The organism is Thermus sp. LT1-2-5, from assembly GCF_040363165.1.
Classification (GTDB): domain Bacteria; phylum Deinococcota; class Deinococci; order Deinococcales; family Thermaceae; genus Thermus.
The window spans coordinates 115,279-139,346 of the sequence record NZ_BSRG01000002.1 but is presented as its reverse complement, the minus strand read 5'-3'; the positions used below and the strand labels follow the sequence as shown (position 1 = coordinate 139,346).

Below are 24,068 nucleotides of genomic sequence, written 5' to 3'. Positions count from 1 at the left end.
GTGGGCCGGATGAGGCACTACTTCGGCACCGACGGGGTGCGGGGGGAGGCGGGCAAGCCCCCCCTTACCCCGGAGTTCGTCCTGAGGTTAGGCCAGGCGGCAGGGGCCTACTTTCGCCAGGAGACGCAGAGGCCCGTGGTCCTCCTCGGCAAGGATACCCGGGAGTCCTCCGACCTCCTGGAGGCGGCCCTGGCGGCGGGGCTCCTCTCCCAAGGGGTGCGGGTGGAGCACCTGGGGGTGCTTCCCACCCCGGGGGTGGCCCACCTCACCCAGCGGCTTGGAGCCACCGCCGGGGCCGTGATTTCGGCCAGCCACAACCCCTACCAGGACAACGGCATCAAGTTTTTCGGCCCCAACGGGGAGAAACTCCCTGACGAGGCGGAGGAGGCCATAGAGGCCCTTTTGGAGGAGGCCCACCCCACCCGGGGCATCGGCACCGTGGGGGACTTCCGGGAAGCGGAGCGGATGTACCTGGACTTTCTCCTGGAACACGCCCCGGACCTCTCGGGCCTAAGGGTGGGCTTGGACCTGGCCCACGGGGCCACGTACCGGGTGGGACCCAAGCTGTTCCAACGGGCGGGGGCCGAGGTGATGGCCTTCTTCAACACCCCCGATGGCCGCAACATCAACAAGGGGTGCGGCTCCACCCACCCCGAGGCGTTGAGCCGCTTTGTGGTGGAGCTCGAGTTGGACCTGGGGGTGGCCTTTGACGGGGATGGGGACCGGGCCCTTTTTATAGACCGCAAGGGGCGGCTTTTCCACGGGGACCACGTCCTGTACCTGGCCGCCTTGGCCTTTGGGGAGCAGGGGGTGGTGGGCACGGTGATGAGCAACATGGGCCTCGAGGTGGCCCTGGGGCAAAAGGGCATCGCCTTCCACCGGGCGGCGGTGGGGGACCGCTACGTGCTGGAGATGCTCAAGGAGAAGGACCTCCACCTCGGGGGGGAGCCCTCGGGCCACGTGATCTTCCGCCGCCACCACACCACGGGGGATGGGCTTTTCACCGCCCTCATGGCCCTGAAGGCCCTAAAGGCCCTGGGCGGGGACCTGGCCGACTGGTACGAGGCGCTTCCCATGTACCCCCAGGTCCTCCTCAACGTGAAGGTGGCGGACAAGGCCAAGGTGATGGGCCACCCCCGGCTTCAGGAGGCCTTGGCCCAGGCGGAGGCGAGGCTACAGGGCAAGGGCCGGGTGAACGTGCGCCCCTCGGGCACGGAGCCCTTGGTGCGGGTGATGGTGGAGGCGGAGGAGGGGGCAGAGGAGGTGGCGCGGGAGCTGGCCGCCTTGGTCCGGGCCCTGGACCAGGGGTAGGGGTTGGGGTTTTCCTTGCTCTTTTGACATCGTAATGCTGGATTGGCGAGGATGTAAGGGAATCGTCCGGATGCCCTCTCTATGGGCGATAGTTTCCCTTTGGGTAAGCGCCGGAGGAGTAAGCTAAGCGCATGTACGGCAAGGCCCACCTGGAAGAGCGCCTGAAACGGGCCCTGGCGGAAGCGGTGCAGGGCCTCGAGGACCCCAGGCTCTTCCTCCTCACGGTGGAGGCGGTGCGGCTTTCCCCCGATGGGCGGGTCCTCACCGTCTACGTGGAGGCCTTCGCCGAGGAGGAAAAGGCCTTGGCCGCCTTGGAGCACGCCAAAAACAGGCTCCTTGCCGCCTTGGCGGCAAGGGTGCGCCTGCGCCGCCTGCCCCGGCTGGAGTTCGTGCCATGGAGACCACGACCCGCCTAAAGGTCCGCTACGCCGAAACCGACCAGATGGGGGTGGTGCACCACGCCGTGTACGCCGTCTACCTGGAGGCGGCGCGGGTGGAGTTCTTGGAGGCCGCAGGCCTTCCCTACCACGAGGTGGAGGCCCGGGGGGTCTATTTCCCCGTGGTGGAGCTCGGCCTTACCTTCCGCGCCCCGGCCCGCTTCGGCCAGGTGGTGGAGGTCAAGACCCGGCTTGCGGGCCTAAGCCGGCGCGACCTCCGCTTCGCCTACCGGGTGGAGCGGGAAGGCTTTCTGTTGGCGGAAGGCTACACCCGGCACCTCTGCCAGGTGGGGGAGAAGGCGGCGCGGATTCCGGAAGACCTCTACCAAGCCTTGAGTGTGCTACACTTAGGGTAGCATTTTGGGCATGGACCCCTTCACCCTCTTTGAACGGCACATCAACCCTGGGCTCGCTGGGCTTCTCCGCTTTACCGGCCTTGACCGCATCGAGTCCCACGCCGAAGGCCCTTACGTCTGGGACACCACGGGCAAGCGCTACCTGGACTTTTTGGGACTGTACGGCACCCTGAACCTAGGCCACCGCCACCCCAAGGTGGTGGCGGCGGTGGAGGCGCAACTTAAGCGCATGCCCATGTCCGTGCGGGTCCTCGTTTCCGAGCCCACCGCCCGCCTGGCCGCCAAGCTGGCCGAGATCACCCCGGAAGGCTTGGAGATGGTCTTCTTCGGCAACTCCGGGGCCGAGGCGGTGGAGGCGGCCATCAAGCTGGCCCGGGCCTACACGGGCAAGCCCGGGATCGTCACCACCCAAGGGGGCTTCCACGGGAAGACCCTGGGGGCGCTTTCCCTCACCCCCAAGCCCGAGTACCAGGACCCGGCCAAGCCCCTCGTGCCCGGGGTCAAGGTGGTCCCCTACGGGGACCTCGAGGCCCTGGAGTCGGCCATAGACGGGGACACCGCCGCGGTCATCGTGGAGCCCATCCAGGGGGAAGGGGGAATCCGGGTGCCCCCGGAGGGGTACCTGCGGGGTGTCCGGGAGATTACCCGCAAAAGGGGCGTCCTCATGATCGCCGACGAGGTGCAGACCGGTCTCGGCCGCACCGGGAAGCTCTTCGGGGTGGACTGGGAGGGGGTGGCCCCTGACCTCATGACCCTAGCCAAGGCCTTGGGGGGTGGGGTCATGCCCATCGGGGCCTGCGTGGGCCGGCGGGAGGTGTTTGAGGTCTTCAAGCAAAACCCCCTCTACCACTCCTCCACCTTCGGCGGCAACCCCTTGGCGGCGGCGGCGGCCCTGGCGGCCATTGAGGTCACCCTGGAGGAGAACCTGCCGCAAAGGGCCTTGGAGGTGGGGGGGTACCTCATGGAGGGGCTTAAGGCCTTGCAAGGGGCGTTCCCCCACCTCATAGAGGACGTGCGGGGGCGGGGGCTCATGCTGGGGATAGAGTTCACCGACGCCGATATCGGCGCCTTGGTGGTGGCGGAGCTGGCGGAGCGGGGCGTCATCACTGCCTTCGGCCTGAACAACCCCAAGGTGGTCCGCCTGGAACCCCCCCTCATCATCGGCCAAGCGCACGTGGACGAGGCCCTCGCTGCCCTATCCGAGAGCCTCGAGGCCACGGAGAAGGCCTTAGAGGGCCTCCTAGGTTAGAATGCGCGAAACGCTACTGGAGTTTTTCAAAAAGACGGGCAAGCCTCACCGCTTGGAGGAGATCCTCCGGCGCTTTGGCTTGGAGAAACGGGAGGCCAAGGCTTACCTGAAGGCCTTGGTGCGGGAAGGCCTTTTGGAGAAAAAGGGAAGCCAGTACTTCCTTCCCGCCAAGGTGGTGGGCCCCATTAGCCTTCACCGGGACGGCTACGGCTTCGTGCGCTTGCCGGAAAAGGACCTCTTCATCCCCCCCGGGTACACCCTGGACGCCTGGCCCGAGGACGTGGTGGAGGCCCGCATCCTGCCCCCCGGGCGGGACGGGAGGCCCTTTGGCGTGGTGGAGCGGGTGGTGAAGCGGGCGCGGGAGCGGGTGGTGGGGACCTTGGACTTCCGGCGGGGCTACGCCGTCCTCCTTCCCGACGAGCCGGGCCTGCCCGAGCTCAGGCTCCTCCCCGAGGGGCTTTTGGGCCTCAAGCGGGGTAGCCGCATCGTGGTGGAGGTCCATTACGGCAAGCGCCCCTACGGGAAGTTCTTGGAATACCTGGGGGAAGGGGACGCCCCGGAAACGGAAACCGAGGCGGTGATCGCCAAGTACGGCCTCAGGGCCGAGTTCCCCGAGGAGGTCCTGCGGGAGGCGGAGGCCATCCCCCTGGCCATCCCCGAGGCGGAGCTTAGGCGGCGGCAGGACTTCCGCGCCCTAAGGGTCTTCACCATAGATGGGGTGGACGCCAAGGACTTTGACGACGCCATCCACATCGAAAGGCTTCCTTCGGGCTACCGGGTGGGTGTCCACATCGCCGACGTTTCCCACTACGTGAAGGAGGGGAGCGCCTTGGACCAGGAAGCCTACCTGCGGGGGACGAGCGTCTACCTGCCGGGGCGGGTCCTGCCCATGCTTCCCGAAAGGCTTTCCAACGGGGTCTGTTCCCTGAAGCCTCAGGAGGACCGCCTCACCCTTTCCGTCCTCTTTGACCTTACGGAGGACCTGAGGGTGAAAAGGGTCCGCTTCGCCGAGGGGGTGATAAGGAGCGTGGCCCGCCTCACCTACACCGAGGTGGAGGCCTTCGCCGAGGGGTTTGGCCTGCCCGAGGAGCACGCCTTCTTGGCGGAGGACCTGGCGCTCCTGCTAGACCTCACGGGGCGACTACGGGAAAAGCGCCTGGCCTTGGGGGCGCTGGACTTTAGCTTCCCCGAGGTGAAGGTGGAGGTGGAAGCGGGCACGCTCCACCTCATTCCCCAGGAAGAACCCAGGGCGCGAAGCCTCATCGAAGAGCTCATGCTCCTCGCCAACCAAGCGGTGGCGGAGCACCTGGTGAACAAGGGCCTTCCAGGCCTCTTCCGGGTGCACGAGGAGCCTTTGGACGAGGCTTACGGCAAGCTCCGCCTGGCCTTGGCCCGGCTCGGGTACACCCTGCCCGAGGAGGTGTCCTCCCAGGCGTTGCAACGGGTTTTGCTCCAGGCCAAGGGCCGCCCGGAGGAGCCGGTGGTGGCGAACCTGGTCCTGCGCTCCTTGCGCCTGGCCCGCTACGCCGCGGAGAACCTGGGCCACTTCGGCCTGGCCATGGAGCACTACCTCCACTTCACAAGCCCCATCCGCCGCTACCCCGACCTGGTGGTCCACCGGGTGTTGAAGGCGGTCCTTCGCCGCACCCTGACCCCGGCCAAGAAGGCCCGTTGGTTGGAAACCTTTCCCGCCATCGCCGAGCACGCCTCGGAGATGGAGCGCAAGGCGGAGGCGGCGGAGAGGGAGCTCACCAAGTACTACATGGCCAAGTGGGCGGAGCTCCACCTGGGGGAGCGCTTCCTAGGCAAGGTGACGGGGGTGGCGAACTTCGGGGCCTTCGTGATGCTGAAAAACGGGGTGGAAGGGCTGGTGCGCCTCGAGGCCCTGGGCCCTTACACCTATAGCGAGGAGGCCCTAGCCCTGTTGGGCCCCAAGGGGAAACGCATCCGCCTGGGGGACGAGATGGAGGTGGTGATCGCCGCCGCCAACCCCAGGCTAAGGCAGATCGACCTCGTGCCCTACCGGGAAGCGGAGGAGGGGGAAAAGCGCCCAAAGGCTCCCAAGGGGGCCTTAAGAAAGGAGGTAGACATGCGCAAAGTGGTAGGACCACCCAAGGAAAAAGCGCGGGACACGCGGCCCGAGCGGGCTACGGTGGAAACGGTGTACTTCGGGGAGTGGGCGCCCAAGGGAGGGCGGGAAACCCGCCCCGTGGACACCCGGGCGAGAAGGCGGCGCCGCCGCCGCTAGGGGAAGGCCAAGGTGCCCGCCCCCACGGCGCTGAGGGTGGGGGCCTCGAGGTCCAGGCGGTAGGCCAGGACCTCGCCCTTTTTCTCCTGGAGGAGCGGGCTTAGGCTCGCCACCACCTCGGTGGCGTCCACCCGGGTGGGGTTGGCCCCCAGGTGGGTCAAGGCGGCCTGGGGCTCTCCTTGGGCCAGGCGCTCCAGGAAGCCCAGGTCCTTCCGCCTCGCCTCTTGTGCCAGGGAACGGGAGAGGGGGGGGTCTCCGAACCTGGGCCCCACGTGGGAGAGGTCCACCGCCAAGGCCAGAAGCCCCGGGTGCTCCGCTAGGACCACCCGGAGCGCCTCCCCCAGGGCCGCCGTCCTCCGCCCCACCAGGAGGGGGACGAAGCGGGCCCTTGGGTAGGTTCCCTTGAGGAAGAAGAGGGGAAGCTCCAGGCTGTGCTCCTCGCGGAAGGCCAGGGGGGTGTTGAAGAGCTCAAAGGGGAGGAGGGCGTCCAGGGCCTGAAGCGCGGCCAGGTCCGGCTCCGCCGGGCCAAAGGGGGTGTGGAAGGGCACGGGGAGGGCGGCGGCCCCTTCCCTAAGGGGCCGGTGGGCCACCCCCACCACGTAGACCCTTTCCGGGGGCGGGGTCTTCTCCAGGGCGGCCAGGGCGGCCCCGTAGACCTCGGGCACCCGGCTTGGCTCCAGGTGGGGAAGGAGGAGCACCCGGGCGGGAGGGGCTTCCCCGGGAAAGCTTGCCCGGAAGGCGTTCAGGAAGGCCCGGGCTTCCCTTTCGCCTTCCGGGTAGGAAAGCCCGGCGAGGCGCATGGGCCTTTCCCGCTTGAGCCGTTCCTCCTCCTCCTTGAGCCGCGCCTCCACCTTGGGCGTGAGGAGGAGGCCCGCCTCCTCCAGGGCCTGGGCCAGCTCCTCCAGCTCCTTCAGGGGCACCAGGACCCCGTGGGCCTTGAACGCCTCCTCCCGCACCTCCTCCAGGGTCCTCCCCTCCATGAGGGAGAGGAGGAACAGCCCCCCTTCCGTGAGGGCCAAGGGCTTCTCGTAGACCCCGTAGGGGTCGCGGAGGAGAAAGCCTCCTTCCACGGGGATGATCTCGGGGGTGCGCAGCCTAAGCCGGCCTTCCATGCTCCTTCCAATATAGGAGAAAGGCCTCCGCCTCCTCCCGGCTAGCCACCCTCCCCTCCGCCTGGGCCAGGAGGAGGGCCTGAAGGGCCTGCCCCACCTCGGGCCCCGGCTCCAGGCCCAGCAGGGCCATGACCTCCTCCCCGGAGAGGAGGGGCCTTTGCGGCAAGGGCTCCGCCAGGGCCTCTTGGAAGCGCCTCAGGAGTTCCCAGGCCTCTTCCTCCAGCCCCTTGGCCCCTAGGCGGTCCGCCGCCATGAGGTAGAGGAGGTGGGGGAGGAGGTCTTGGCGCTTGAGGAGGAAGCGGCGTAAAGCGCCCCTCTCCTCGGGGGGGCGGTCCATGTGGCGGCGCACCAGGGCGCTTACCTTCTCCCCCGTGGCCTTGGGGAAGCGGAGCCAGGCGAGGGCCGCCTTGGCCACCTCCGCCCCCACCTCCGCATGGCCCAGGAAACGGTACCGCCCCACCTCGGGGTCGAAGCGGCGGGTGAAGGACTTCCCCACGTCGTGGTAAAGGGCGGCGAGGCGGGCCTCCAGGGGGGCCTCGGGCCAGAGCCAAAGGAGGTGGAAGAGCACGGAGAGGGTGTGCCGCCAGGCGTCCAGGTGGTGCACGCCCCCCTGGAACAGCCCCTGCAGGAAGGCGAGCTCGGGGAGGTAGACGGGAAGGAGGCCGAGCCGGGCCAGGAGCTCGAGGCCAAAGGCGGCCCGGGAGGAAAGGAGGAGCCTTTCCAGCTCCTCCCGCACCCGCTCCTGCGCCGGGAGGGCCTCGGGGTGGGCCTGGAGGTGTTGGGCGTGGCGGCGGAGGGCCTCCCGGGTGGCTGGGGGTAGGCCGAGGCCCAGGCTTGCCGCCAGGCGCACGCCCCTTAGGCTCCGCAGAGGGTCCTGGTAGAGGTTTTCCTCCCGCACCGGGACCAAAAGCCGCTTCCTGAGGTCCTCCTCCACCCCAGGGAGCCCGAAGACCCTGCCCTCCTTCCACAAGAGGGCGTTGAGGCGGAAGTCCCGCCGCCTGAGGTCCTCTTCCGGGCTCCCCTCCAGGGGGGTGAAGTCCAGGGTGAGCTCCCCCGCCACCAGGCGGTAGTGGCCCCTTTGGGGGTCCAAGGCGAAGAGGCTTCCCCCAAGGCGCTCTTTGGCCGCCTCCGCCGCTTTTTGGGGGTCGGGGGCGGCGAAGTCCAGGTCCTTGGGCCTTAGGCCCAAGAGGAGGTCCCGCACCGCCCCCCCCACGGGGAAGGCCCCCTTGGGGGTATAAAAGGGGAAGTCCACATGGCGCACCAGGCGAAGCACCCCATCATTATCGGCATCACCGGGAACATCGGCAGCGGCAAGAGCACCGTGGCCCGCCTCCTGCGGGCGTGGGGCTACCCCGTCTTGGACCTGGACCTTTTGGCGGAGAGGGCGCGGGAGGCCAAAAAGGAGGAACTTAAGCGGCTTTTCCCCGAGGCGTTCCGGGGGGAGGATCTGGACCGGAGGGCCCTGGGGCGGCTCGTCTTCGGCGACCCGGAAAAGCTAAGGGCCCTGGAGGACCTCCTCCACCCTGAGATCCGCCGCCTCCTGGAGGCCGAGCTGGCCCGCCTCGAGGCCCCCTTGGTCTTCCTGGAGATCCCCCTTCTCTTTGAGAAGGGCTGGGAGGCGCGCCTAGACGGCACCCTCCTGGTGGCGGCTCCTTGGGAGGTGCGCCTCAGGCGGGTGGTGGCCCGTTCGGGGCTCAGCCCCGAGGAGGTCTTGGCCCGGGAACGGGCGCAACTACCCGAGGCGGAAAAGCGCAAGCGGGCCACCTGGGTGGTGGAGAATGCGGGAAGCCTACAGGACCTGGAGGAGGCCCTAAGGGAAGTGCTCGCCGACATCCGGGCGCGCTTTGGGGTAAGGTAGGGCCATGCGGGTGGCGCTCATCTCGGGGGCGAGCCGGGGCATCGGCGAGGCCACGGCCCGCCTCCTCCACGCCAAGGGCTATCGGGTGGGGCTTTTCGCCCGGGACGAAGCGAGGCTTTTGGCCCTGGCCCAGGAGCTTGGGGAAGGGGCCTTGCCCCTTCCGGGCGACGTGCGGCGGCTTGCGGACTGGGAGCGGGCGGTGGCCCTCTTGGAGGAGGCCTTTGGCGGGGTCTATGCCCTGGTGAACAACGCCGGCATCGGCATTATGAAGCCCCTTGCTGAGCTTTCCGAGGGGGAGTTCCGCGAGGTCTTGGAGGTGAACCTGGTGGGGCCCTTCCTAGGGCTCAAGGCCGCCCTTCCCGCCCTCCGGCGGGCGGGGGGCGTGGTGGTGAACGTGGGGAGCCTGGCGGGGAAGAACCCCTTCAAGGGGGGAGGGGCCTACAACGCCAGCAAGTTTGGCCTTCTCGGCCTCATGGGGGCGGCCATGCTGGAACTGAGGGAAGAGGGGGTGCGGGTGGTGAACGTCCTGCCGGGCTCGGTGGACACGGGTTTCGCCGGGAACACCCCGGGGGCGGCTTGGAAGCTCGCCCCCGAGGACGTGGCCAAGGCCATCCTCTTCGCCCTGGAGATGCCGGAAAGGGCCCTGGTGAGCGAGATAGAGCTTAGGCCCACCCAGCCCCCCGCCAAGGGAGGGTAGGCTTAGGGCATGGTGCCTCCCAAGCTGCAAGCGGTGTTGGACCTCATCCGCTCCCTGCCCAAGGAGCTGAAGACCGAGGTCCTCTTGGACTACGCCAAGAAGGTTCCCCCGCCCCCTCAAGGGGTGGAGCTGGAGCGGGTGCACGAGTGCCAGACCCCCTTTTTCCTCAGGGCGGAGGTGGAGGAGGGGAGGGTGCGCCTCCACTTCATGGTCCCCGACGAGGCCCCCACGGTGAAGGCCTTCGCCGGGATCCTCAAAGAGGGCCTCGAGGGCGAACCCCCCGAGGCCGTCCTCGCCGTGCCCCCCTCCTTCTACCGGGGGGCGGGACTGGAGGAGATCCTCACCCCCCTAAGGCTTCGGGGCTTAGAGGCGGCGCTTTTGCGCCTGCAGGAGCAGGTGCGCCGGGCGCTTTGATGCTTTGGGCTTTTCTCGCAGGGTACGTCCTGGGCGGGCTTCCAACGGTCTACTGGTTCGGGGCCCTCCGGGGCCGAGCCTTTAGGTCCTTGGACGCCTACGGGACTTTAGGCTCTGTCCCAGGCCTCATGGCCCTCTTCCTAGACCTCTTCAAGGGAGCCCTTGCCGTGGCCCTTGGCGAGGCGATTGCGGGGAGCCCTTTGGGGGGGCTTTGGGGGGGCGTGGGGGCGGTGTGGGGACACGCCTTTTCCCCGTGGCTTTTCCTCCGCGGGGGCAAGGCCCTGGCGCCCGGGTTGGGGGTCCTTTTCGCTGTGGATCCTAGGCTTCTTTTGGGAGCCTTTTTTCTCTTCGCCCTCCTTACCTTCCTAAGTCGCAAGCCCCGTCCTGCCTTGCTGGCCACGGCGCTGGCTGTGCCCCTCTTGGCCGCTTGGTTGGGGAAAACCCCAGAACACCTTCTTTTCGGCGTGGGAGTGAGCCTTCCTGTGGTCCTGCGTCATCTCGGAGATGAGGCTTACTCGGAACCGAAGGTATAGTCTAGGGGGGTGTGGCTTTCTCCCACGAACCCGCCCACCCCGTTTCCGGTAGGGCGGGTTCGGGGAGGCAGTGGGAAAAAGGGGCCCGCGGTCCAGCTAGGCATTCCCGCTTCCGGAGGTAGCGGGAATGCCCATGGGCCGCTACGGGATAGCTAGCCTTCGGTTTTCCCGGTAGGAGACCTGCGATGGTGCTTAGACCAGCCCTCGTTATCTACAAAGGCAAGCCCGCTTTGGCCGAGGAAAAGGGGGACCGCTTAGAGCTCACCCTGGGCACAGGGGAAAAGCTCAAGGTGCGCCCCAAGGACGTTCTCCTCCTCCACCCAGGCCCTGCGAGCCTGGTCTTGGAGGTGCCGGAAGGGGAAGAGGAGGCGGCCTGGGAGCTTCTTCAGGGAGAGGCGGTGAGCCTGAAGGAGCTCGCCGAGCTGGTCTACGGGGCCTACACCCCGGAGGCGGCCTACGGGGCCTACCTCCTGGCGCAAAAGGGGGAGCGCTTCGTGCTGGAAGGGGAAAGGGTTAGGGCCCGCACCGCGGAGGAGCTCGCCCAGTGGCTTGCGGCCAAACGGGAGAAAGAGGCGCGGGAAAGGGCCTTCCAGGAGGGCATCGCCCGGATTAAGGCGGGAAGCCCCGCCCCGGAGGACCGCCCCCTCCTCGCCGGGGTGGAGGCGGTGGCCTGGGGCGAGCAGCGGGAGAGCCCGGTGCTGAGGGCCTTGGGCCTGGCCGAAACCCCCGAGGCGGCCCACGGCCTCCTCCTGCGGCTTGGCCTTTGGCGGCGGGAAAACCCCCACCCCAGGCGCCTTGGCCTCCCCTTGGAGGCCCCTCGCCTTCCCCTTCCCCCCTTGCCGGAGGAAAAGCGGGAGGACCTCACCCACCTGCCCGCCTACGCCATCGACGACGAGGGGAGCCAGGACCCCGACGACGCCCTTTACGCCGAGCGGGTGGAGGGAGGCTTCCGCCTCCTGGTCCACGTGGCGGACGTGGCCGCCCTGGTGGCCCCGGGAAGCCCCTTGGACCAGGAGGCCCTGCGCCGGGGGGCGAACCTTTACCTTCCCGAGGGCACCGTGCCCATGCTTCCTCCAGAGGCCACGGCCCTTTTGGGGCTTGGGCTACAGCCGGTTTCCCCGGCCCTTACCTTTGCCCTTTGGGTTTCGGAAGAGGGGGAGCTCTTGGAGGAGCGCATTTTCCCCAGCTGGGTGCGGGTGGAGCGGCTCACCTACGCCGAGGCCATGGGGCGCCCGGAGCTTGCCCCCTTGCGGGAGGTGGCGGAGGCCTTCCGCCGACGGCGCCTGGCCCAAGGGGCCTTGGAGATTTCCCTCCCCGAGGTGAAGGTGCGGGTGGAAGGGGATAGGGTCCAGATCCTTCCCCTCCCCCCCTACGGGAGCCGTATCTGGGTGCGGGAGGCCATGCTCCTCGCCGGCTACGCCGCCGCCCACCTGGCCTTCCGGGAGGGCCTTCCCTTCCCCTACGCCACCCAAGAGGCCCCAAGCCGCAGGGTGGAGGGGGAGGGGCTTGCCGCCATGTGGGAGCAGCGAAAGGCCCTGAAGCGGGCCCAACTTAAGGCGGTGCCCGCCCCCCACAAGGGCTTAGGCCTTCCCCTCTACGCCCAGGTGACGAGCCCTCTAAGGCGCTACCTGGACCTGGTGGCCCACCAGCAGCTCAGGGCCTGGCTCAAAGGGGAAAAGCCCCTTTCCCAAGCGGAGCTTCTGGAGCGGGTGGGGGCGGCGGAGGCGGTGGCGGACGCCGTGCGGGAGGCGGAGCGCAAGAGCAAGCTCCACTGGACCCTCCTGTACCTCCAGGAGGCGGGCTACGAAGGGGTGGGGGTCTTGGTGGAGAGGCGGGGTGGGCAGGGGGTTTTCCTCCTGCCCGAGCTGGGCCTTTCCGCCCAGGTGGCCCTGCCCAAGCCCCTTCCCCTTAACGCCGAGGTCCGCCTCCGCTTCCTGGAGGCGGACCTGGCGGGTTTGGAGGCCCGGTTTACCCTGGTCTAGCTACATGTGCTCGATCAGGGCCCGGCCGAACTCGCTGGTCTTGAGCAGGGTGGCGGGCTTGCCCTCCGCCACCAGGAGGCGGTGGAAATCGTAGGTCACGAGCCCCTTGGCGATGGTGCGCTCCATGGCGGCGAGGATCAGGTCCGCCGCCTCGTTCCAGCCCAGGTAGCGGAGCATCATCTCCCCCGAGAGGATGACGCTAGAGGGGTTCACCTTGTCCTGGCCGGCGTACTTGGGGGCGGTGCCGTGGGTGGCCTCGAAGACGGCGTGGCCCGTCTGGTAGTTGATATTGGCCCCAGGGGCGATGCCGATGCCCCCCACCTGGGCCGCCAAGGCGTCGGAGATGTAGTCCCCGTTGAGGTTGAGGGTGGCGATCACCGAGTACTCGTCGGGCCTCAGGAGGATCTGCTGCAGGAAGTTGTCGGCGATCATGTCCTTGATGACGATGTCCCGGCCCGTCTTGGGGTTTTTCAGCACGTGCCACGGGCCGCCCTCCAGGGGCACCGCCCCGTACCGCTCCCGGGCCAGGGCGTAGCCCCACTCCCGGAAGGCCCCCTCGGTGAACTTCATGATGTTGCCCTTGTGCACCAGGGTGACGCTGGGCAGGTCCTCCTTGATGGCGTAGTCGATGGCCGCCGCCACCAGGCGCTCCGTCCCCTCCTTGGACACGGGCTTGAGGCCGATGCCCGAGGTTTCCGGGAAGCGGATTTTGGCGTAGGCCTTGGGGAACTCCCGCTTGAGGAAGTCCAGGACCTTCTTCACCTCCTCGCTCCCCGCCGGCCACTCAATCCCGGCGTAGATGTCCTCGGTGTTCTCCCGGAAGATGACCATGTTCACGAGCTCCGGGTGCTTCACCGGGCTCGGTACGCCTTGGAACCAGCGCACGGGGCGCACGCAGGCGTAAAGGTCCAGCTCCTGCCGCAGGGCCACGTTGATGGAGCGGATCCCGCCCCCCACCGGGGTGGTCAGGGGGCCCTTGATGGCCACCAGGTACTCCCGGATGAACTCCAGGGTTTCCTCGGGAAGCCAGATGGGCTCGCCGTACACCTGGTTGGCCTTCTCCCCGGCGTAGATCTCGGCCCAAGCGATTTTGCGCTTGCCCCCGTAGGCCTTTTCTACAGCGGCGTCTAGGACGGGCTTGGCCGCTCTCCAGATGTCGGGCCCGGTGCCGTCCCCTTCGATGAAGCCGATGATGGGCCGGTCCGGCACCTGCAGGGTGCCGTTTTGGATGGTGATCCGCTCGCCGTCTTCCGGGATCCTTATGTGCTTGTAGGCCATACTGCCCTCCGGGCCCTAGCATACCCCTAGCCAGGGGGAAAAGTGTCCTAGACTCTTCCTATGCCCGAGGCCGTGGTGGTGGGGGCGGGGATTGTGGGGGCGGCCTGCGCCTACAGGCTGGCGCAGGCGGGGCTTAAGGTCTTGGTCCTGGAGAAGGAGACCACCTTCGCCCAGGGCTCCACGGGAAGGAGCGCGGGCGGGGTGAGGGTGCAGTTTTCCGAGCCCCTAAACGTCCTCCTCTCCTACCATTCCATCCTGGAGTATCGGGAGATGGCGGAGGCCCGCTACCGCCCCATCGGCTATCTCTTCCTGGTGCCGGAGGCCCTGAAGGAGGCCCAGGAGGAGGCGCTAAGGACCCAGGAGGCCCTTGGCGTGCCCGTGCGGCGGTTGGCCCTCGAGGAGGCGAAGGCGCTCGTGCCCTTCCGGGAAGAGGGCCTCTCCTTCGCCACCTATGGCCCCCTGGACGGGGTCATCGACCCCTATGGGGCCACGGCCTTCTACCTCCGGGAGGCCCGGCGGCTTGGGGCGGAGGTGCGCTATGGGGAGGCCCTCCTTTTCGCCTGGCGGGAAGGGGGGGTGTGGCGGGTGGAAACCCCCAAGGGGCGGTACCAGGCCCCCTACCTCCTCCTTTGCACCGGGGCCTGGACGGGGGAGGTGGGGAGGCGGCTAGGCCTGGACCTTCCCGTCTACCCCGTGCGGCGCATGGTGTACGCCACCGCGCCCTTGGGGTATGCCCCCACCTACCCCCTCACCATCGACCTCGCCAGCGGTTTTTACTTCCGCCCCGAGGGGGAAAGGCTCCTTTTGGGCCGCTCCAACCCTGATGAGCCCCCAGGCTTCCGGGAGGGGGTGGACTGGGCCTGGCTGGGGTCCACCCTGGAGGCGGGCCTTGCCCGCTTTCCCTTCCTGGAGGGCCTCGCCCTGGACCGCAAGGCCAGCTGGTTCGGCTACTACGAGATGACCACCGACGCTAACCCCCTCTTGGGCTATGCGGAGGAGGGGCTTCTGGTGGCGGCGGGGTTCTCCGGCCACGGGGTGCAGCAGGCGGCCATGGTGGGCCGGCTTATGGCCGAGGCGGTGGTCCACGGGGAGGCGAGGACCCTGGACATAGGGCCTTTCCGCCCCCAGCGCTTCCGGGAGGGCCGCTTTCTGCGGGAGAGGGGCATCGTGTAGGATGAAGGGGCCTAAAGGCGGAAAGGGGTTTGCCGTGCGCATATGGGCTTGGGCGTTGGTGGCGTTGGGCCTGGCCTTGGGCCAGGGGGTGGTGCAGGGCCTCACGGAGAGGGAACTGGAAGCGGTGCTGAAGGAGGCGGACATTCCCTACGAGCGCCGGGGCCAAGGGGAGTACCGCCTGGAGATGGCGGGGCTCGAGAAGGTCTGGCTTTATCTAGACTTTTGCCAAGAAGAGCGGTGCGGGGTCCTTAGCCTAAGCGCAGGTTTTTCCTTAGATGAGGCCCCTTCCCTGGACCTCGTGAACGCCTGGAACCGGGAGCACCGCTTTAGCCGCGCCTACCTGAACGAGGAGGGGGACGTGTGGGTGGAGTCGGACCTGGACCTCACGGGCGGGGTGAGCCTGGGCGCCGTTATCGCCTTCCTGCGCCTCTTCGCCGAGGAGATCCTCCCCGACTTCATGGACCACATCGGCTTTAGCCCCTGAGGGCTAGCGGAGGAGGATGAGGAGGGCGAGGGCGGCGGCCAGGGCGGTGAAGTAGAGCATGAGGCGGTTGAGGGCGGTGTTGACCTCGGCCTACCCGGTCGGGGAGGGTGGCCATGACCCTTTCCAAGATCCCCTCCAGCTTGTAGAGCCGCTCCTCCGTGGTCATTGCCTTTAGGGTAGCGCGGGTAGGATGTCAGGGGAGGCCGGAGATCCATTGGCACAGCCGCGCCTGGATGCGGCGAAGGCGCTCGGGGCTTATGGCGCCCAGCTTGCCCAATAGCAGGCTCTTGTCCACCACGGCCAGCCGGCTTAGGCGCACCACGCTGGCCCGCTTCAGGCCGGTTTCTGGGAAGTCTGGGTCGGTTTCTAGGAGGGTTTCGTCCAGCCCGGGGACCGCCTGGTCCAGTTGGCTGGACACCATGGCCACCAGCCAATCGGGGTAAGGGCCAGGGGTAGGGGTAAGGAGCAGGACGGGCCTGGGTTTGCCGAGGGAAAGGTCGGTGTGGGGGAAGCGGAGCAGGGCGAGGGCTCCGGGGCTCACCAGCGCTCCTTAAGGTCGGCCTCGGTGTAGTCTTCCTCCGGCAGGTCCCTTACCGCCTGGATGAGGCTAAGGGTTTCCCACGAGCGTTCTTCCCCAAGCTTTTTCTCTAGGAGGAAGCGGGCGAAGTCCACCACCTCTTTCTGGAGCGCCTCGGGCATCCTTTCCAGCAAGAGCAAAACCTCTTCCTTCACCGCCATGGCTCCTCCAGTTTACCCCTAGGGCTAGCAGGGTGAGGAGGGCGAGGGCGGCGGCCAGGGCGGTGAAGTAGAGCATAAGGCGGTTGAGGGCGGTGTTGACCTCGGCCTTCAGGGAGGACACCCGGTCGGGGAGGGTGGCCATAACCCCCTCCACGATGCCCTCCAGCTTGTAGAGCCGCTCCTCCGTGGTCATTGCCTTTAGGGTAGCACGGGGGTCTCCGGACATGGGAGGCCTAAAGTCCAAAAGTGGGTGGCTAACTAATGGGAAACAAAAAATTAGCCCTCTGCGCAGTGCGCAGAGGGCTGGGAAGCGTAATGCCGTATGTTTGTGTTACGGGCAGTTTCCAGAGCTGGTGGGTACGGCCTCTTGGTTGAGCTTAGAGGCGAAGCGGTTTGTGTTGGGGTAAAGCGAGAAGTAGTTGTACTTGCCACCAGGCACTTTCTGGGCTACGCAAATTCGTATCTCGTCTTCAGTATCTTTGCCTCCAGCACCCACAATGACTGTATCAATCCCATTGGATGGGGCTTTGAGGAAGCCCGTGAAGTCCACTGTCAAGTCGTTGATAGGATTGCCGTTGGCATCCTTCCACCCTCCAACAGCGGTTTCGACCTGCCCGTTTTTAACGATCGTGAGATCGCCTGCAAGAGCGCTCCTCTGCCAGTCTACGTTAGTATAGGTGGACTGAACGCTTTCAAGGGCGGTCAGGACATCGCGTGCGTAGGATTGTGCAGCCGCCTGTAAAGCCCGAGTACGTGCATTAAGGATGTTCGGGATCAGCACCGCCGCCAAGATAGCGATGATAGCGATGACGATCAGGAGCTCAATCAGGGTGAAGCCTTTTGCGTTCCGCATACTTCACTTCTCCTTCAAGGTTTCCGCGCCTTTATGTATCGCGCGGCCATGAGTGCCTGTTGCCGAAAAGCCCTTTCAACCTGCGTGCCTTCTAACCCTTTTCCCTTACGGCTAACCCTTCTCTCACCTCCTTTCGGCCCCCATTTTCGGCGGGGTCTTCTTCCTTGTCAACCCCCCCTTTTGGGGGACGCCCTTAGGGCGGCTCGAGGGTGTGAAAGGGGCTAGCGGCGGTAGAGGACCCTCGGCCTAAACAAGGATTTAGGCGCTTCTCGAGGCAAGTCGCTATTCTGCGCCTGGGAGCGCTGAATGTAGAACTCCCCTCCGCCGCTTTGGATGACATCCCCTAGGCTTACCGCGCCGCCGAGGAGGCCTCCGGTCCCGTTGAAGAGGATGTGACCTCCCGCCCACAGGAAAGCGTGGATTTCGGCGAGGCCGTTAAAGGTGATGTCCCGCTCGCTGATGATGGCCAGGGCGCGCTCGTTGAGAAGCTCTGCTTTGCCCTGAAAGGTGAGGCTTTGGCGGCTTGCCAGGGTGCTGTCTCCCCAAAAGGTAGCGTTCGGGTTGAGGGCGATGGGACCTGCGGTAAAGAACTTGCTGTCCCTGGCCATCACGTCTCCCAAGTTGATTCCCCCTGCTGCGGCTACCTGAACCTCTTCCAGTTGGGCGCTTCTTACCTGAAAAGTCCCGCCCACATAGAAGGTGGCGCGGCTTAAGGAGAGGTTGCTGGGGAGGGTCGCGTTGCCCTGTACGCAGATCCTAAGCTCCTTGCCCGAGAGGGCCTGGAGCGTCTTGATGTCCGGGTCTTTCGCTTCCAAGGAAGTGAGGCTCACGTGGCACCTTCCCTCGCCCACGGCGTCGGTGTAGGGACTCGAGGCCCTCACCCCCAGGGTAGCCCTGCTTAGGGCGTCTACGTCAGGTGTCCAGATGTGGTGGGCCTGGTCCCAACGCACCGTGGCGCCCGTGAGTAAGTCGGCGCAGGTGACCTCAGGCTTGGAAGGGGTTTGGTGCACGGGGCAGGCGCGGTACCTGGGTGCGCCCTCTTGGCAGACGCTTCGGTTGGCTCCGGAGGCGTTGCACTGGGTGTCCGCTACCCCTTCCCCCCCGGTGACGGGTGGGGGGGAGGCTTGATCTAGGTCCCGGCAGTTGTTCCCGACCGCGTCGCAGACCTGGATCTGCCCCGTGAGGTTTGTGTAACCCTTGTCCGCGTGGAGCCGGGTCCCCCTAAGCTTCACCCCGCCATTGATGGCCATGCGTCCGCCGCTGATCCAGCCCTGGCTGAAAAGGGGGTCGGTGCGCTGGGCGGGCTGGGTCTCCACCGCTACCAACGCCGCCGCTACGTGGTGGGCTAACCCAGCCGTGCCCCTGCTTTCCACTCGGTAAAGGCCTCCCCCCTGGGGGGTGAGGATAGCAGTGTAGCCCGGGCCTTGAAGGGTGAGGGCTTCTTGGGGGCGGGCCAGGGTGAGGTAGGCCAGGGCGTGGTCGATTCCCGCTTCGGCCCGCTGCCTCGCTGCCGCCTGGCCGGCCAGGTTGCGCCCCGTGGCCAGGTTGGTCTGGGCCCAAAAGCTCAGGGCCAGGGAGAGGAGGAGGATCACCACCATGGCGAGGAGCACGCTAATGAGGGCTATACCTTTCCGCATCCTCACCTCCAGAGGTTGGGGGTGTGTACCACCACCAGGCGCTCGGCTCGGGGGTGGCCGTCCGGGGGTGGGGTGTGGTCCCGGAGGAGAAGTTCCCGATCTAGGTCTGGGGTTTGTCCCCAGTCCACGGTGCTCCCCGGGGTGAAGGGGGAGGCCTTGGTGCGGATGGGGGAGCGGGCGAGGAGGTAAAGGGCGAGCATGGCCACCTTGGGACTAGCCCCTTGCGGGGTTTGTTCTACGGAGAGGCTTCCCCGTTGCCAGGCGTCTGTTCGGTAGGCGACCCGGAAAACCTCTACCTCGTCCATAACCGGGTGGACGAGGCTGGGCTCGCAGCTACCTCGGCAGGCGCCCCAGTAGAGGGTGCCTTGGCTTAGGCGGTAGCCCACGGTGCGCACCCCGTTCATGTTGGTGCGGGAGCAGTAGAGTTCCATGCCCGTATCGCAGAAGAAGCGGAGGATGAGGCGGTCTCCTTCCACGCCGGGGCTTAGCTCCAAAGCGGTGCCCTCTCCCAAGCGGTAGCCGGCCAGGGAGGCTTCCCGGGAAAGGACCAAGGCGGTGAGGGAAAGCTCCCCGTTCAGCTGGGCCAGGGCCCGCCCGTGGCGCTCCAGGCGAGCGGTGGACTGGGTAAAGGCCAGCACCGCCCCCAGGAGGAGGCCTAGAATCGCCAGGCTCAGGAGGAGTTCCAGAAGGGTGAGGCCACCTTGCCTCATGGCTGGTACACCACCGTTTCCAGCCGTAGGCGGGGCCTTTCCCTAGGGACCTCCAGGAGGATCTGGAAGGCTTGAGCTTCCTTGGGGTTCACCCCCGCGCAGGCGAGGGACCCGTCCGCCTCCGCCCGGCAGGGGACGAAGGTGCAGGCGGCCCGGGCGGGACCCAAGGGGATGTCCTCCCGGCAACGCCCGGGGATGGCGGTGGGGTTGGCCCGCAGGTAAACCAGGAAATTTTCCGCCTCCCGGGCCAAGGCCTGGGTAGCCTGTCCCCCCTGGAGCGCCTTGAGGCTCGTTGCCTGAAGACCGATGTAGGCCAGGAGGACAATTCCCAAAATGCTTAAGGCCAGGAGGGCCTCGAGGAGGGTGAACCCTTTAGGGGCACCCCTAGCTGAGTGCCTAAGGCCTTCAACCGTGAAACGGCTGGACTCCGCTACCTGACCTTTAAGGGTTTCATGCTTCGGCCAAATCATCCTTCTTCGCTGGAAGGGTAACAACGTGTTCCGGAAACTACCCGGATCCGTCCGCCTAAGGTGAGGCACAGGGTAGTCCTCCTTTCCCCGAGACGGAGAACGAGTCGAGCCCCCGTGTAGGGGCGGCCCAGGGCGTTGTAGCGTAGCCCTGGTTGGAAGCCGCTTACGAGCTCCACAGAGGCGCTGTGGACCTCGGGGCGATAGCGGGTGAGGACGGGTTCGTTGGCGCAGCGGCCATCCCCATTTCTGTCCAGGCAGGCGGTAAGCTCTCCCGCCTCCTGTACCACCGCCACCATGGCCCCGCGGGTCACGGCCTCCGTGCGGGCTCTTTGCAGGAAGGCTTGGAGCTCTGCCAGGGCTGCCCGTTCCTTTTGGGCTAGAAACCAGGCCCTTCCTTCTAGGCTGAAAATAGCTCCTATAAGGCCCAGGAGGGCTAGGGCTGCTAGGGTTTCCAGGAAGGTGAAGCCGCTACGGCGCACTCTTCTGAAATTCTACCATAAATGGCCTGGTATGATGGCCCTTATGGGAGAGGTCTTTATCGTTTCCGCCGCCCGTACCCCCATCGGCAAGTTCGGGGGGGCGCTCAAGGACCTAAGCCCGGTGGAGCTCGGGGCCCACGCCATGAAGGCGGCCTTGGAGCGGGCTGGGGTGGAGGGGAAGGAGCTGGACCTTTACGTTTTCGGCAACGTGCTCCGGGCGGGGCACGGGCAACTCCTGCCGAGGCAGGCCGCCCTCAAGGCGGGCATCCCCAAGGAGGTGGACGGCTACCAGGTGGACATGGTCTGCGCCTCGGGGATGATGGCGACCCTAAACGCCTTCCAGTTCCTGCGCACGGGGGAGGCCCATTTGGTCCTGGCGGGGGGGATGGAGTCCATGAGCCAGGCGGGGTTCTACCTCTCCCACCGGGCACGGTGGGGGTACAAGTTCCTCCTGGGCGCGCCGGAGAGCCTCCAAGACATCCTCCTCCGGGACGGGCTATCCGACCCCTTCACCGGGGAAGCCATGGGGGAGCAGGCGGAAAGGCTAGCCCAGGATTACGGGGTGAGCCGGGCAGAGATAGACGAGGCTGCCTACCTCTCCCACAGGCGGGCCGCCGAGGCCACGGAGAAGGGCCTTTTCGCCTTTGAGATCGCGCCCATTGAGGTTCTGGGGAAGAAGGGGACGGTGGTGGTGGACCAGGACGAGGGCATCCGGCCCGAAACCACCCTGGAGTCCTTGGCGGCGCTAAAGCCTGCCTTCCGCAAGGACGGGGTCCTCACCGCCGGCAACAGCAGCCAGATCTCTGACGGGGCGGCGGCCCTCCTCCTCGCCTCGGAGGAGGCGGTGAAGGCTCACGGCCTTAAGCCCTTGGCCAAGGTCTTGGGTGGGGCGTGGGCGGCGGGGGAGCCCTGGCGCTTTCCCGAGGCCCCCATCCCCGCGGCCAGAAGGCTTCTGGACCGCCTGGGGATGCGGGTGGAGGACTTCGGCCTCTTCGAGAACAACGAAGCCTTCGCCCTGAACAACGTCCTCTTTAGCCGCCTTCTGAAGGTGCCCTACGAGCGGCTCAACGTCCTCGGGGGGGCGGTGGCCTTGGGCCACCCCATTGGGGCGAGCGGGGCCAGGATCCTGGTCACCCTCCTGAACGCCCTGAGGGTGAAGGGGGAGGCGAGGGGCCTCGCCGCCATCTGCCACGGCACTGGGGGGTCGGTGGCCTTCGCCTTGGAGCTCGTCTAGAGGAGGCCTTCCAGGTCGAAGGCCTCGAGGCGGAACTCCTCCAGGGCCACCCGGAAGGCGCCGTTTTGCGCTAGGAAGCGGGCCGCCTCCCGCAGGGTCTGTTCCACCCAGGCGGGGTCGTTGCCCAGGAGGCTAAACCCCACCACCTCGTACCCCCAGGCGTCCAGGCCGTAGAGCCTGGCGGCGGAAACGGGGAAGCGGGCCTTAAGCCGCTCCAGGGCCGGTTTGATGAGGGCCCGCTTCTCCTTTAGGCTCCGGGCTGGGGTTTCTAGCCTGGCGGTATAAAGACCCAGGTAGGCCTTCATGAGCGTCAGGACCAGTATGCCAGGATTAGAACATGGGCCCGATGCGGAAGTGCAGGATGCCCGTGGGCTTTTCCGGGCTGAAGGCGTAGTCCAGCCGCAAGGAGGGGAGGAGGACGCCGAAGACGTCCAAATCCAGCTGAAGCCCTATGCCCCCGCCCCACTTCAGGCCTTGGGTGTTGTCAGTGAAGCCGCCATCGGCGAAGACGATGCCGTAAAGGTTGGTACCTCCTTGGGGAGAGAGGTTGAAATCGTAGCGGTATTCCACCGAACCTGTGACGAAGGAGAGGCCGCTATACTTACGCTCGTCGTAGCCACGGAGCAGGAAGGCTTCGCCGCCGCTTCCAGAAAGGTAGAAGCGCTCGCTTTTAGGAGGAGCGCCTAGGAGGGTTCCAGCGGAAAGGCGGAAGGCCAGGGCGTGACGCCGGTCCTCGGTAAGGGGGATATAGGTTTTACCCGTCCCTACCAGGGGGACGTAGGCCTGTCGGCCCCCGGTGTCCGGGAAAGACACGCCGATACCAGAGGATAGGCTTAGCTCGTACCCTTGGGTGCGGAAGCGAGGATTGTCCACCTGGATGTAGGCAAGGCCGGTGTCCAGGCGGAGGTTCCAGGCAGGGGTGGGTAAGAGGCTTTGTGCGAGGTTTACGTCCTTGTACCCGGTACCGTCGCAGTAGTTGGGGTCCGAGGGGCCAGCGGAGGGGTTGCAAGGGGCCTTGCCATCGTAGATTTCCAAGCCGTACCGCAGCCTTTGGGCGGATAGACCCATTGAGATCCGTAAGTTGAGTAGCTCCTTGGATAGGGGGCGGGAGAGGCTTAAGCCAAAACCGGTTCTCCTCTCCGTGTATTGCCAGCCCGTGTCTACGGTCCCGTCGTAGAGGATATTGTTTCCTATAGGGACAGAGTAGGCGCTAAGGGAGAGGGAAGTGCGTACCTCTTTAAGGTCGCCCCAGTCCAGGTAAAGCCAGGGAATAGTGTACCCCAGGGAAAAGGAAAGGTTGTCCCGTGCGTCGTTTTGGACCCAAGCCAGGTCTGCCGAAGCTTGATGGCCGAGCCCAAACAAGTTGATTTCTTTGAAGGTCAAGCTTCCCGACCACCCCTCTAAGGAACTCCAGCCGATGGCGGGTTGAAAGAGTCCTGTGCGGGCCTCCTTTAGGGAGAAGGCTACGATGACCTCGTCTTCCTTTTCCCCGGGCATAAGGCGCACCCCGGGGGGCTCGGCCAGAAGCCCCGTGGCCATGAGGCGGCTCATCGCCTGGCGCAAGGCTTGTACAGAGAAGAGGCTTCCCGGTTCAGGAAGCTCCCTAAGGATCACCTCCTCCTGGGTGCGGTGGTCCCCCTGCCACTCCAGGCGGTAGCCCCCGATCTTTAGCTCCAGGACCTCGAGCTCAAAGGTTCCCCCCTGGAAGCGGTAGCGGACGTCCGCCACCTCGTAGCCCTTTTCCTGGTAGAAGCTGGCGAGGCGCCGGGCGTCCTCCTGGGCTAAGGCGGGGGTGTAGACCTCCCCCGGCTTGAGGCGGAGGAGGGCGAGGAGGGTTTCCGTGGGGAAGGCGGTGTTCCCTTTGAGCTCCACCTTCTCTATCACCCCGCCCTCGGGGCCTAGGGCGAGCTGCACCACCACGCCCTCCCCTTCCGGCACCAGGGTGAAGTTCACCACCCGGGAAAGCTTCTTGGAAAGGGCCTGGACCCCTTCCAGAAGGGCGTTATAGTTCAGGTAGTCCCCGGGTTTCAGGGGGAAGTCGGTGAGGTCTAGACCCTCCCCCTCCACCCGCACCACCTTGAGCTCCCGCACCCGCACGGTGAGGACCCCGTCTTCCAAGCGGCTTGCCTCTGGGTCGGGGCCGCTATAGCGGTAGCCCGCCCCCTCGTAGCGCTGGGCGATGCCCCTTAGGGCCTCCTGGTACTTGGCGAAGTCGAAGGGACCCTTGAGGGGGTCCAAAAGCTTGGCCAACGTCTCTTGGGGGAGGAGGGAAACCCCTTCCAGGCGCACCCCCTTCACCTCGGGGCTTTCCTCCACGCGGAAGGTGAGGAGGATGCCGCCCCCCTGTTCCTTGGTTTCCACCGAGACCTTAGGGGTGAAGGGGAAGCCGTTTTGCCGATAGGCCTCCGCCAGGGCCTTGGCCGCCTCCTGGGCCCTTAAGGGGTTGTAGGTGGCCTCCTTGCCGATGGCGAAGTTTTGCTCCAGGAAGCGGAGGAGGCTTTCCTGGGGGAAGGCTTTTCCCTCCACCTTGACCTCTTGGATGGGGGGGTAGGGGGTGAGGAGGACCTTCAGCACGTCCCCTTCCAGGCGCAACTCCACCTTTTGGAAGTAGCCCGTGGCCAGGATGGCCTTTTGGGCCTCCTCCAGGTTCCCCGGTTCGTCCCCCACACCGAAGGGCAAGGCGGCCCGGGCTAGGGCCTGGAGCACGGGGTCGCCTCCCTCCACCACCACGTCCTTGAGGGGGGCGGCCAGGGCCAGGAGGCCGAGGAAGACCAGGGGGAAAAGCCGCTTCATGGCGAAGAGCATACCGGAAGGC

Annotated in this window: 24 protein-coding genes and 1 pseudogene; 13 read left to right on the top strand and 12 right to left on the bottom strand. The window is 66.5% G+C overall.

The genetic code is table 11. The features are described 5' to 3' along the window. Nucleotides 1-9 precede the first annotated feature (9 nt). The 5 genes from glmM (at nt 10) to rnr (ending at nt 5,601) form a co-directional block, all read left to right on the top strand. Nucleotides 10-1,311: a phosphoglucosamine mutase gene (gene glmM / locus ABXG85_RS02690; RefSeq protein ID WP_353512199.1), complete on the top strand. Its 1,302-nt coding sequence runs from the start codon at nt 10-12 to the stop codon at nt 1,309-1,311. A 131-nt stretch (nt 1,312-1,442) separates the two neighbouring features. Next, nucleotides 1,443-1,727: a ribosome-binding factor A gene (locus tag ABXG85_RS02685; RefSeq protein ID WP_353512198.1), complete on the top strand. Its 285-nt coding sequence runs from the start codon at nt 1,443-1,445 to the stop codon at nt 1,725-1,727. Continuing rightward, complete coding sequence (locus ABXG85_RS02680; RefSeq protein ID WP_353512197.1) at nt 1,706-2,104, top strand: acyl-CoA thioesterase; 399 nt, start codon at nt 1,706-1,708, stop codon at nt 2,102-2,104. Before ABXG85_RS02685 ends, ABXG85_RS02680 begins: the two co-directional genes overlap by 22 nt. A gap of 4 nt (nt 2,105-2,108) precedes the next feature. Next, nucleotides 2,109-3,353 (top strand): aspartate aminotransferase family protein, encoded by a 1,245-nt coding sequence (locus tag ABXG85_RS02675; protein ID WP_353512196.1) that lies wholly within the window; start codon nt 2,109-2,111, stop codon nt 3,351-3,353. A 1-nt stretch (nt 3,354) separates the two neighbouring features. Next, nucleotides 3,355-5,601, top strand: coding sequence for a ribonuclease R (gene rnr / locus ABXG85_RS02670; protein WP_353512195.1), 2,247 nt, complete (start codon nt 3,355-3,357; stop codon nt 5,599-5,601). Here rnr and amrB read toward each other — a convergent pair. After that, a complete protein-coding gene (gene amrB / locus ABXG85_RS02665; protein WP_353512194.1) occupies nt 5,598-6,713 on the bottom strand; it encodes an AmmeMemoRadiSam system protein B in 1,116 nt (371 codons plus the stop codon). The genes rnr and amrB overlap by 4 nt on opposite strands. Continuing rightward, nucleotides 6,697-7,986, bottom strand: coding sequence for an HD domain-containing protein (locus ABXG85_RS02660; protein WP_353512193.1), 1,290 nt, complete (start codon nt 7,984-7,986; stop codon nt 6,697-6,699). Before ABXG85_RS02660 ends, amrB begins: the two co-directional genes overlap by 17 nt. Here ABXG85_RS02660 and coaE point away from each other — a divergent pair. The 5 genes from coaE (at nt 7,966) to ABXG85_RS02635 (ending at nt 12,197) form a co-directional block, all read left to right on the top strand. After that, complete coding sequence (gene coaE / locus ABXG85_RS02655; RefSeq protein WP_353512192.1) at nt 7,966-8,571, top strand: dephospho-CoA kinase; 606 nt, start codon at nt 7,966-7,968, stop codon at nt 8,569-8,571. The genes ABXG85_RS02660 and coaE overlap by 21 nt on opposite strands. Nucleotides 8,572-8,575: 4 nt before the next feature. After that, complete coding sequence (locus tag ABXG85_RS02650) at nt 8,576-9,268, top strand: SDR family oxidoreductase (RefSeq protein ID WP_353512191.1); 693 nt, start codon at nt 8,576-8,578, stop codon at nt 9,266-9,268. Nucleotides 9,269-9,277: 9 nt separating this feature from the next. Further along, complete coding sequence (locus tag ABXG85_RS02645) at nt 9,278-9,682, top strand: SufE family protein (protein WP_353512190.1); 405 nt, start codon at nt 9,278-9,280, stop codon at nt 9,680-9,682. Continuing rightward, nucleotides 9,682-10,215: a glycerol-3-phosphate acyltransferase gene (locus ABXG85_RS02640; protein ID WP_353512189.1), complete on the top strand. Its 534-nt coding sequence runs from the start codon at nt 9,682-9,684 to the stop codon at nt 10,213-10,215. The genes ABXG85_RS02645 and ABXG85_RS02640 overlap by 1 nt, the downstream gene beginning before the upstream one ends. Before the next feature lie 185 nt (nt 10,216-10,400). Beyond that, complete coding sequence (locus ABXG85_RS02635) at nt 10,401-12,197, top strand: RNB domain-containing ribonuclease (protein WP_353512188.1); 1,797 nt, start codon at nt 10,401-10,403, stop codon at nt 12,195-12,197. On the opposite strand, the gene icd is transcribed toward ABXG85_RS02635, so the two are convergent. Then, entirely contained in the window at nt 12,198-13,475 is a 1,278-nt protein-coding gene (gene icd, locus ABXG85_RS02630) for an NADP-dependent isocitrate dehydrogenase (protein WP_353512187.1), read from the bottom strand. A 60-nt stretch (nt 13,476-13,535) separates the two neighbouring features. On the opposite strand from icd, the gene ABXG85_RS02625 reads away from it, so the two are divergent. Together ABXG85_RS02625 and ABXG85_RS02620 are read left to right on the top strand one after the other, a co-directional pair. Further along, a complete protein-coding gene (locus ABXG85_RS02625) occupies nt 13,536-14,648 on the top strand; it encodes an NAD(P)/FAD-dependent oxidoreductase (RefSeq protein WP_353512186.1) in 1,113 nt (370 codons plus the stop codon). 1 nt (nt 14,649) lies between these two features. Then, nucleotides 14,650-15,132 carry a YbjN domain-containing protein gene (locus ABXG85_RS02620; protein ID WP_353512185.1) on the top strand — a complete coding sequence of 161 codons (483 nt, stop codon included), beginning with the start codon at nt 14,650-14,652 and terminating at the stop codon, nt 15,130-15,132. A 193-nt stretch (nt 15,133-15,325) separates the two neighbouring features. Here ABXG85_RS02620 and ABXG85_RS02615 read toward each other — a convergent pair whose 3' ends face one another. From ABXG85_RS02615 to ABXG85_RS02585, 7 genes and pseudogenes are all read right to left on the bottom strand, one after another. Continuing rightward, nucleotides 15,326-15,673, bottom strand: coding sequence for a type II toxin-antitoxin system PemK/MazF family toxin (locus tag ABXG85_RS02615; protein ID WP_353512184.1), 348 nt, complete (start codon nt 15,671-15,673; stop codon nt 15,326-15,328). Next, a complete protein-coding gene (locus ABXG85_RS02610) occupies nt 15,670-15,870 on the bottom strand; it encodes a DUF2281 domain-containing protein (protein ID WP_353512183.1) in 201 nt (66 codons plus the stop codon). The genes ABXG85_RS02615 and ABXG85_RS02610 overlap by 4 nt, the downstream gene beginning before the upstream one ends. A 741-nt stretch (nt 15,871-16,611) precedes the next feature. After that, a pseudogene (locus ABXG85_RS02605) lies at nt 16,612-16,723 on the bottom strand (prepilin-type N-terminal cleavage/methylation domain-containing protein); the annotation flags it as partial. 221 nt (nt 16,724-16,944) lie between these two features. Further along, nucleotides 16,945-18,360: a hypothetical protein gene (locus ABXG85_RS02600; protein ID WP_353512182.1), complete on the bottom strand. Its 1,416-nt coding sequence runs from the start codon at nt 18,358-18,360 to the stop codon at nt 16,945-16,947. Between the two features lie 2 nt (nt 18,361-18,362). Continuing rightward, nucleotides 18,363-19,070, bottom strand: coding sequence for a prepilin-type N-terminal cleavage/methylation domain-containing protein (locus ABXG85_RS02595; protein ID WP_353512181.1), 708 nt, complete (start codon nt 19,068-19,070; stop codon nt 18,363-18,365). Beyond that, nucleotides 19,067-19,540, bottom strand: coding sequence for a type IV pilus modification PilV family protein (locus ABXG85_RS02590; RefSeq protein WP_353512180.1), 474 nt, complete (start codon nt 19,538-19,540; stop codon nt 19,067-19,069). The genes ABXG85_RS02595 and ABXG85_RS02590 overlap by 4 nt, the downstream gene beginning before the upstream one ends. After that, a complete protein-coding gene (locus tag ABXG85_RS02585; RefSeq protein ID WP_353512179.1) occupies nt 19,537-20,019 on the bottom strand; it encodes a GspH/FimT family protein in 483 nt (160 codons plus the stop codon). Before ABXG85_RS02585 ends, ABXG85_RS02590 begins: the two co-directional genes overlap by 4 nt. A 43-nt stretch (nt 20,020-20,062) precedes the next feature. Here ABXG85_RS02585 and ABXG85_RS02580 point away from each other — a divergent pair, with 43 nt between their 5' ends. After that, nucleotides 20,063-21,253: a thiolase family protein gene (locus ABXG85_RS02580; protein WP_353512178.1), complete on the top strand. Its 1,191-nt coding sequence runs from the start codon at nt 20,063-20,065 to the stop codon at nt 21,251-21,253. Here ABXG85_RS02580 and ABXG85_RS02575 read toward each other — a convergent pair. Next, a complete protein-coding gene (locus tag ABXG85_RS02575) occupies nt 21,250-21,558 on the bottom strand; it encodes a DUF503 domain-containing protein (RefSeq protein WP_353512177.1) in 309 nt (102 codons plus the stop codon). The two genes, ABXG85_RS02580 and ABXG85_RS02575, sit on opposite strands and share 4 nt — an antisense overlap. A 25-nt stretch (nt 21,559-21,583) precedes the next feature. Next, nucleotides 21,584-24,046 carry a BamA/OMP85 family outer membrane protein gene (locus tag ABXG85_RS02570; RefSeq protein WP_353512176.1) on the bottom strand — a complete coding sequence of 821 codons (2,463 nt, stop codon included), beginning with the start codon at nt 24,044-24,046 and terminating at the stop codon, nt 21,584-21,586. Nucleotides 24,047-24,068: the final 22 nt, after the last annotated feature.

What these genes read in the sequence shown, in the direction of transcription:
- ABXG85_RS02590 (WP_353512180.1), bottom strand. Translation starts at nt 19,540, where the DNA reads ATGATTTGGCCGAAGCATGAAACCCTTAAAGGTCAGGTAGCGGAGTCC.
- ABXG85_RS02595 (WP_353512181.1), bottom strand. Translation starts at nt 19,070, where the DNA reads ATGAGGCAAGGTGGCCTCACCCTTCTGGAACTCCTCCTGAGCCTGGCG.
- ABXG85_RS02620 (WP_353512185.1), top strand. Translation starts at nt 14,650, where the DNA reads ATGAAGGGGCCTAAAGGCGGAAAGGGGTTTGCCGTGCGCATATGGGCT.
- ABXG85_RS02680 (WP_353512197.1), top strand. Translation starts at nt 1,706, where the DNA reads ATGGAGACCACGACCCGCCTAAAGGTCCGCTACGCCGAAACCGACCAG.
- glmM (WP_353512199.1), top strand. Translation starts at nt 10, where the DNA reads ATGAGGCACTACTTCGGCACCGACGGGGTGCGGGGGGAGGCGGGCAAG.
- ABXG85_RS02610 (WP_353512183.1), bottom strand. Translation starts at nt 15,870, where the DNA reads ATGGCGGTGAAGGAAGAGGTTTTGCTCTTGCTGGAAAGGATGCCCGAG.
- ABXG85_RS02645 (WP_353512190.1), top strand. Translation starts at nt 9,278, where the DNA reads ATGGTGCCTCCCAAGCTGCAAGCGGTGTTGGACCTCATCCGCTCCCTG.
- icd (WP_353512187.1), bottom strand. Translation starts at nt 13,475, where the DNA reads ATGGCCTACAAGCACATAAGGATCCCGGAAGACGGCGAGCGGATCACC.
- ABXG85_RS02575 (WP_353512177.1), bottom strand. Translation starts at nt 21,558, where the DNA reads ATGAAGGCCTACCTGGGTCTTTATACCGCCAGGCTAGAAACCCCAGCC.
- rnr (WP_353512195.1), top strand. Translation starts at nt 3,355, where the DNA reads ATGCGCGAAACGCTACTGGAGTTTTTCAAAAAGACGGGCAAGCCTCAC.
- ABXG85_RS02570 (WP_353512176.1), bottom strand. Translation starts at nt 24,046, where the DNA reads ATGAAGCGGCTTTTCCCCCTGGTCTTCCTCGGCCTCCTGGCCCTGGCC.
- ABXG85_RS02625 (WP_353512186.1), top strand. Translation starts at nt 13,536, where the DNA reads ATGCCCGAGGCCGTGGTGGTGGGGGCGGGGATTGTGGGGGCGGCCTGC.
- ABXG85_RS02650 (WP_353512191.1), top strand. Translation starts at nt 8,576, where the DNA reads ATGCGGGTGGCGCTCATCTCGGGGGCGAGCCGGGGCATCGGCGAGGCC.
- amrB (WP_353512194.1), bottom strand. Translation starts at nt 6,713, where the DNA reads ATGGAAGGCCGGCTTAGGCTGCGCACCCCCGAGATCATCCCCGTGGAA.
- ABXG85_RS02580 (WP_353512178.1), top strand. Translation starts at nt 20,063, where the DNA reads ATGGGAGAGGTCTTTATCGTTTCCGCCGCCCGTACCCCCATCGGCAAG.
- ABXG85_RS02640 (WP_353512189.1), top strand. Translation starts at nt 9,682, where the DNA reads ATGCTTTGGGCTTTTCTCGCAGGGTACGTCCTGGGCGGGCTTCCAACG.
- ABXG85_RS02685 (WP_353512198.1), top strand. Translation starts at nt 1,443, where the DNA reads ATGTACGGCAAGGCCCACCTGGAAGAGCGCCTGAAACGGGCCCTGGCG.
- coaE (WP_353512192.1), top strand. Translation starts at nt 7,966, where the DNA reads ATGGCGCACCAGGCGAAGCACCCCATCATTATCGGCATCACCGGGAAC.
- ABXG85_RS02635 (WP_353512188.1), top strand. Translation starts at nt 10,401, where the DNA reads ATGGTGCTTAGACCAGCCCTCGTTATCTACAAAGGCAAGCCCGCTTTG.
- ABXG85_RS02600 (WP_353512182.1), bottom strand. Translation starts at nt 18,360, where the DNA reads ATGCGGAAAGGTATAGCCCTCATTAGCGTGCTCCTCGCCATGGTGGTG.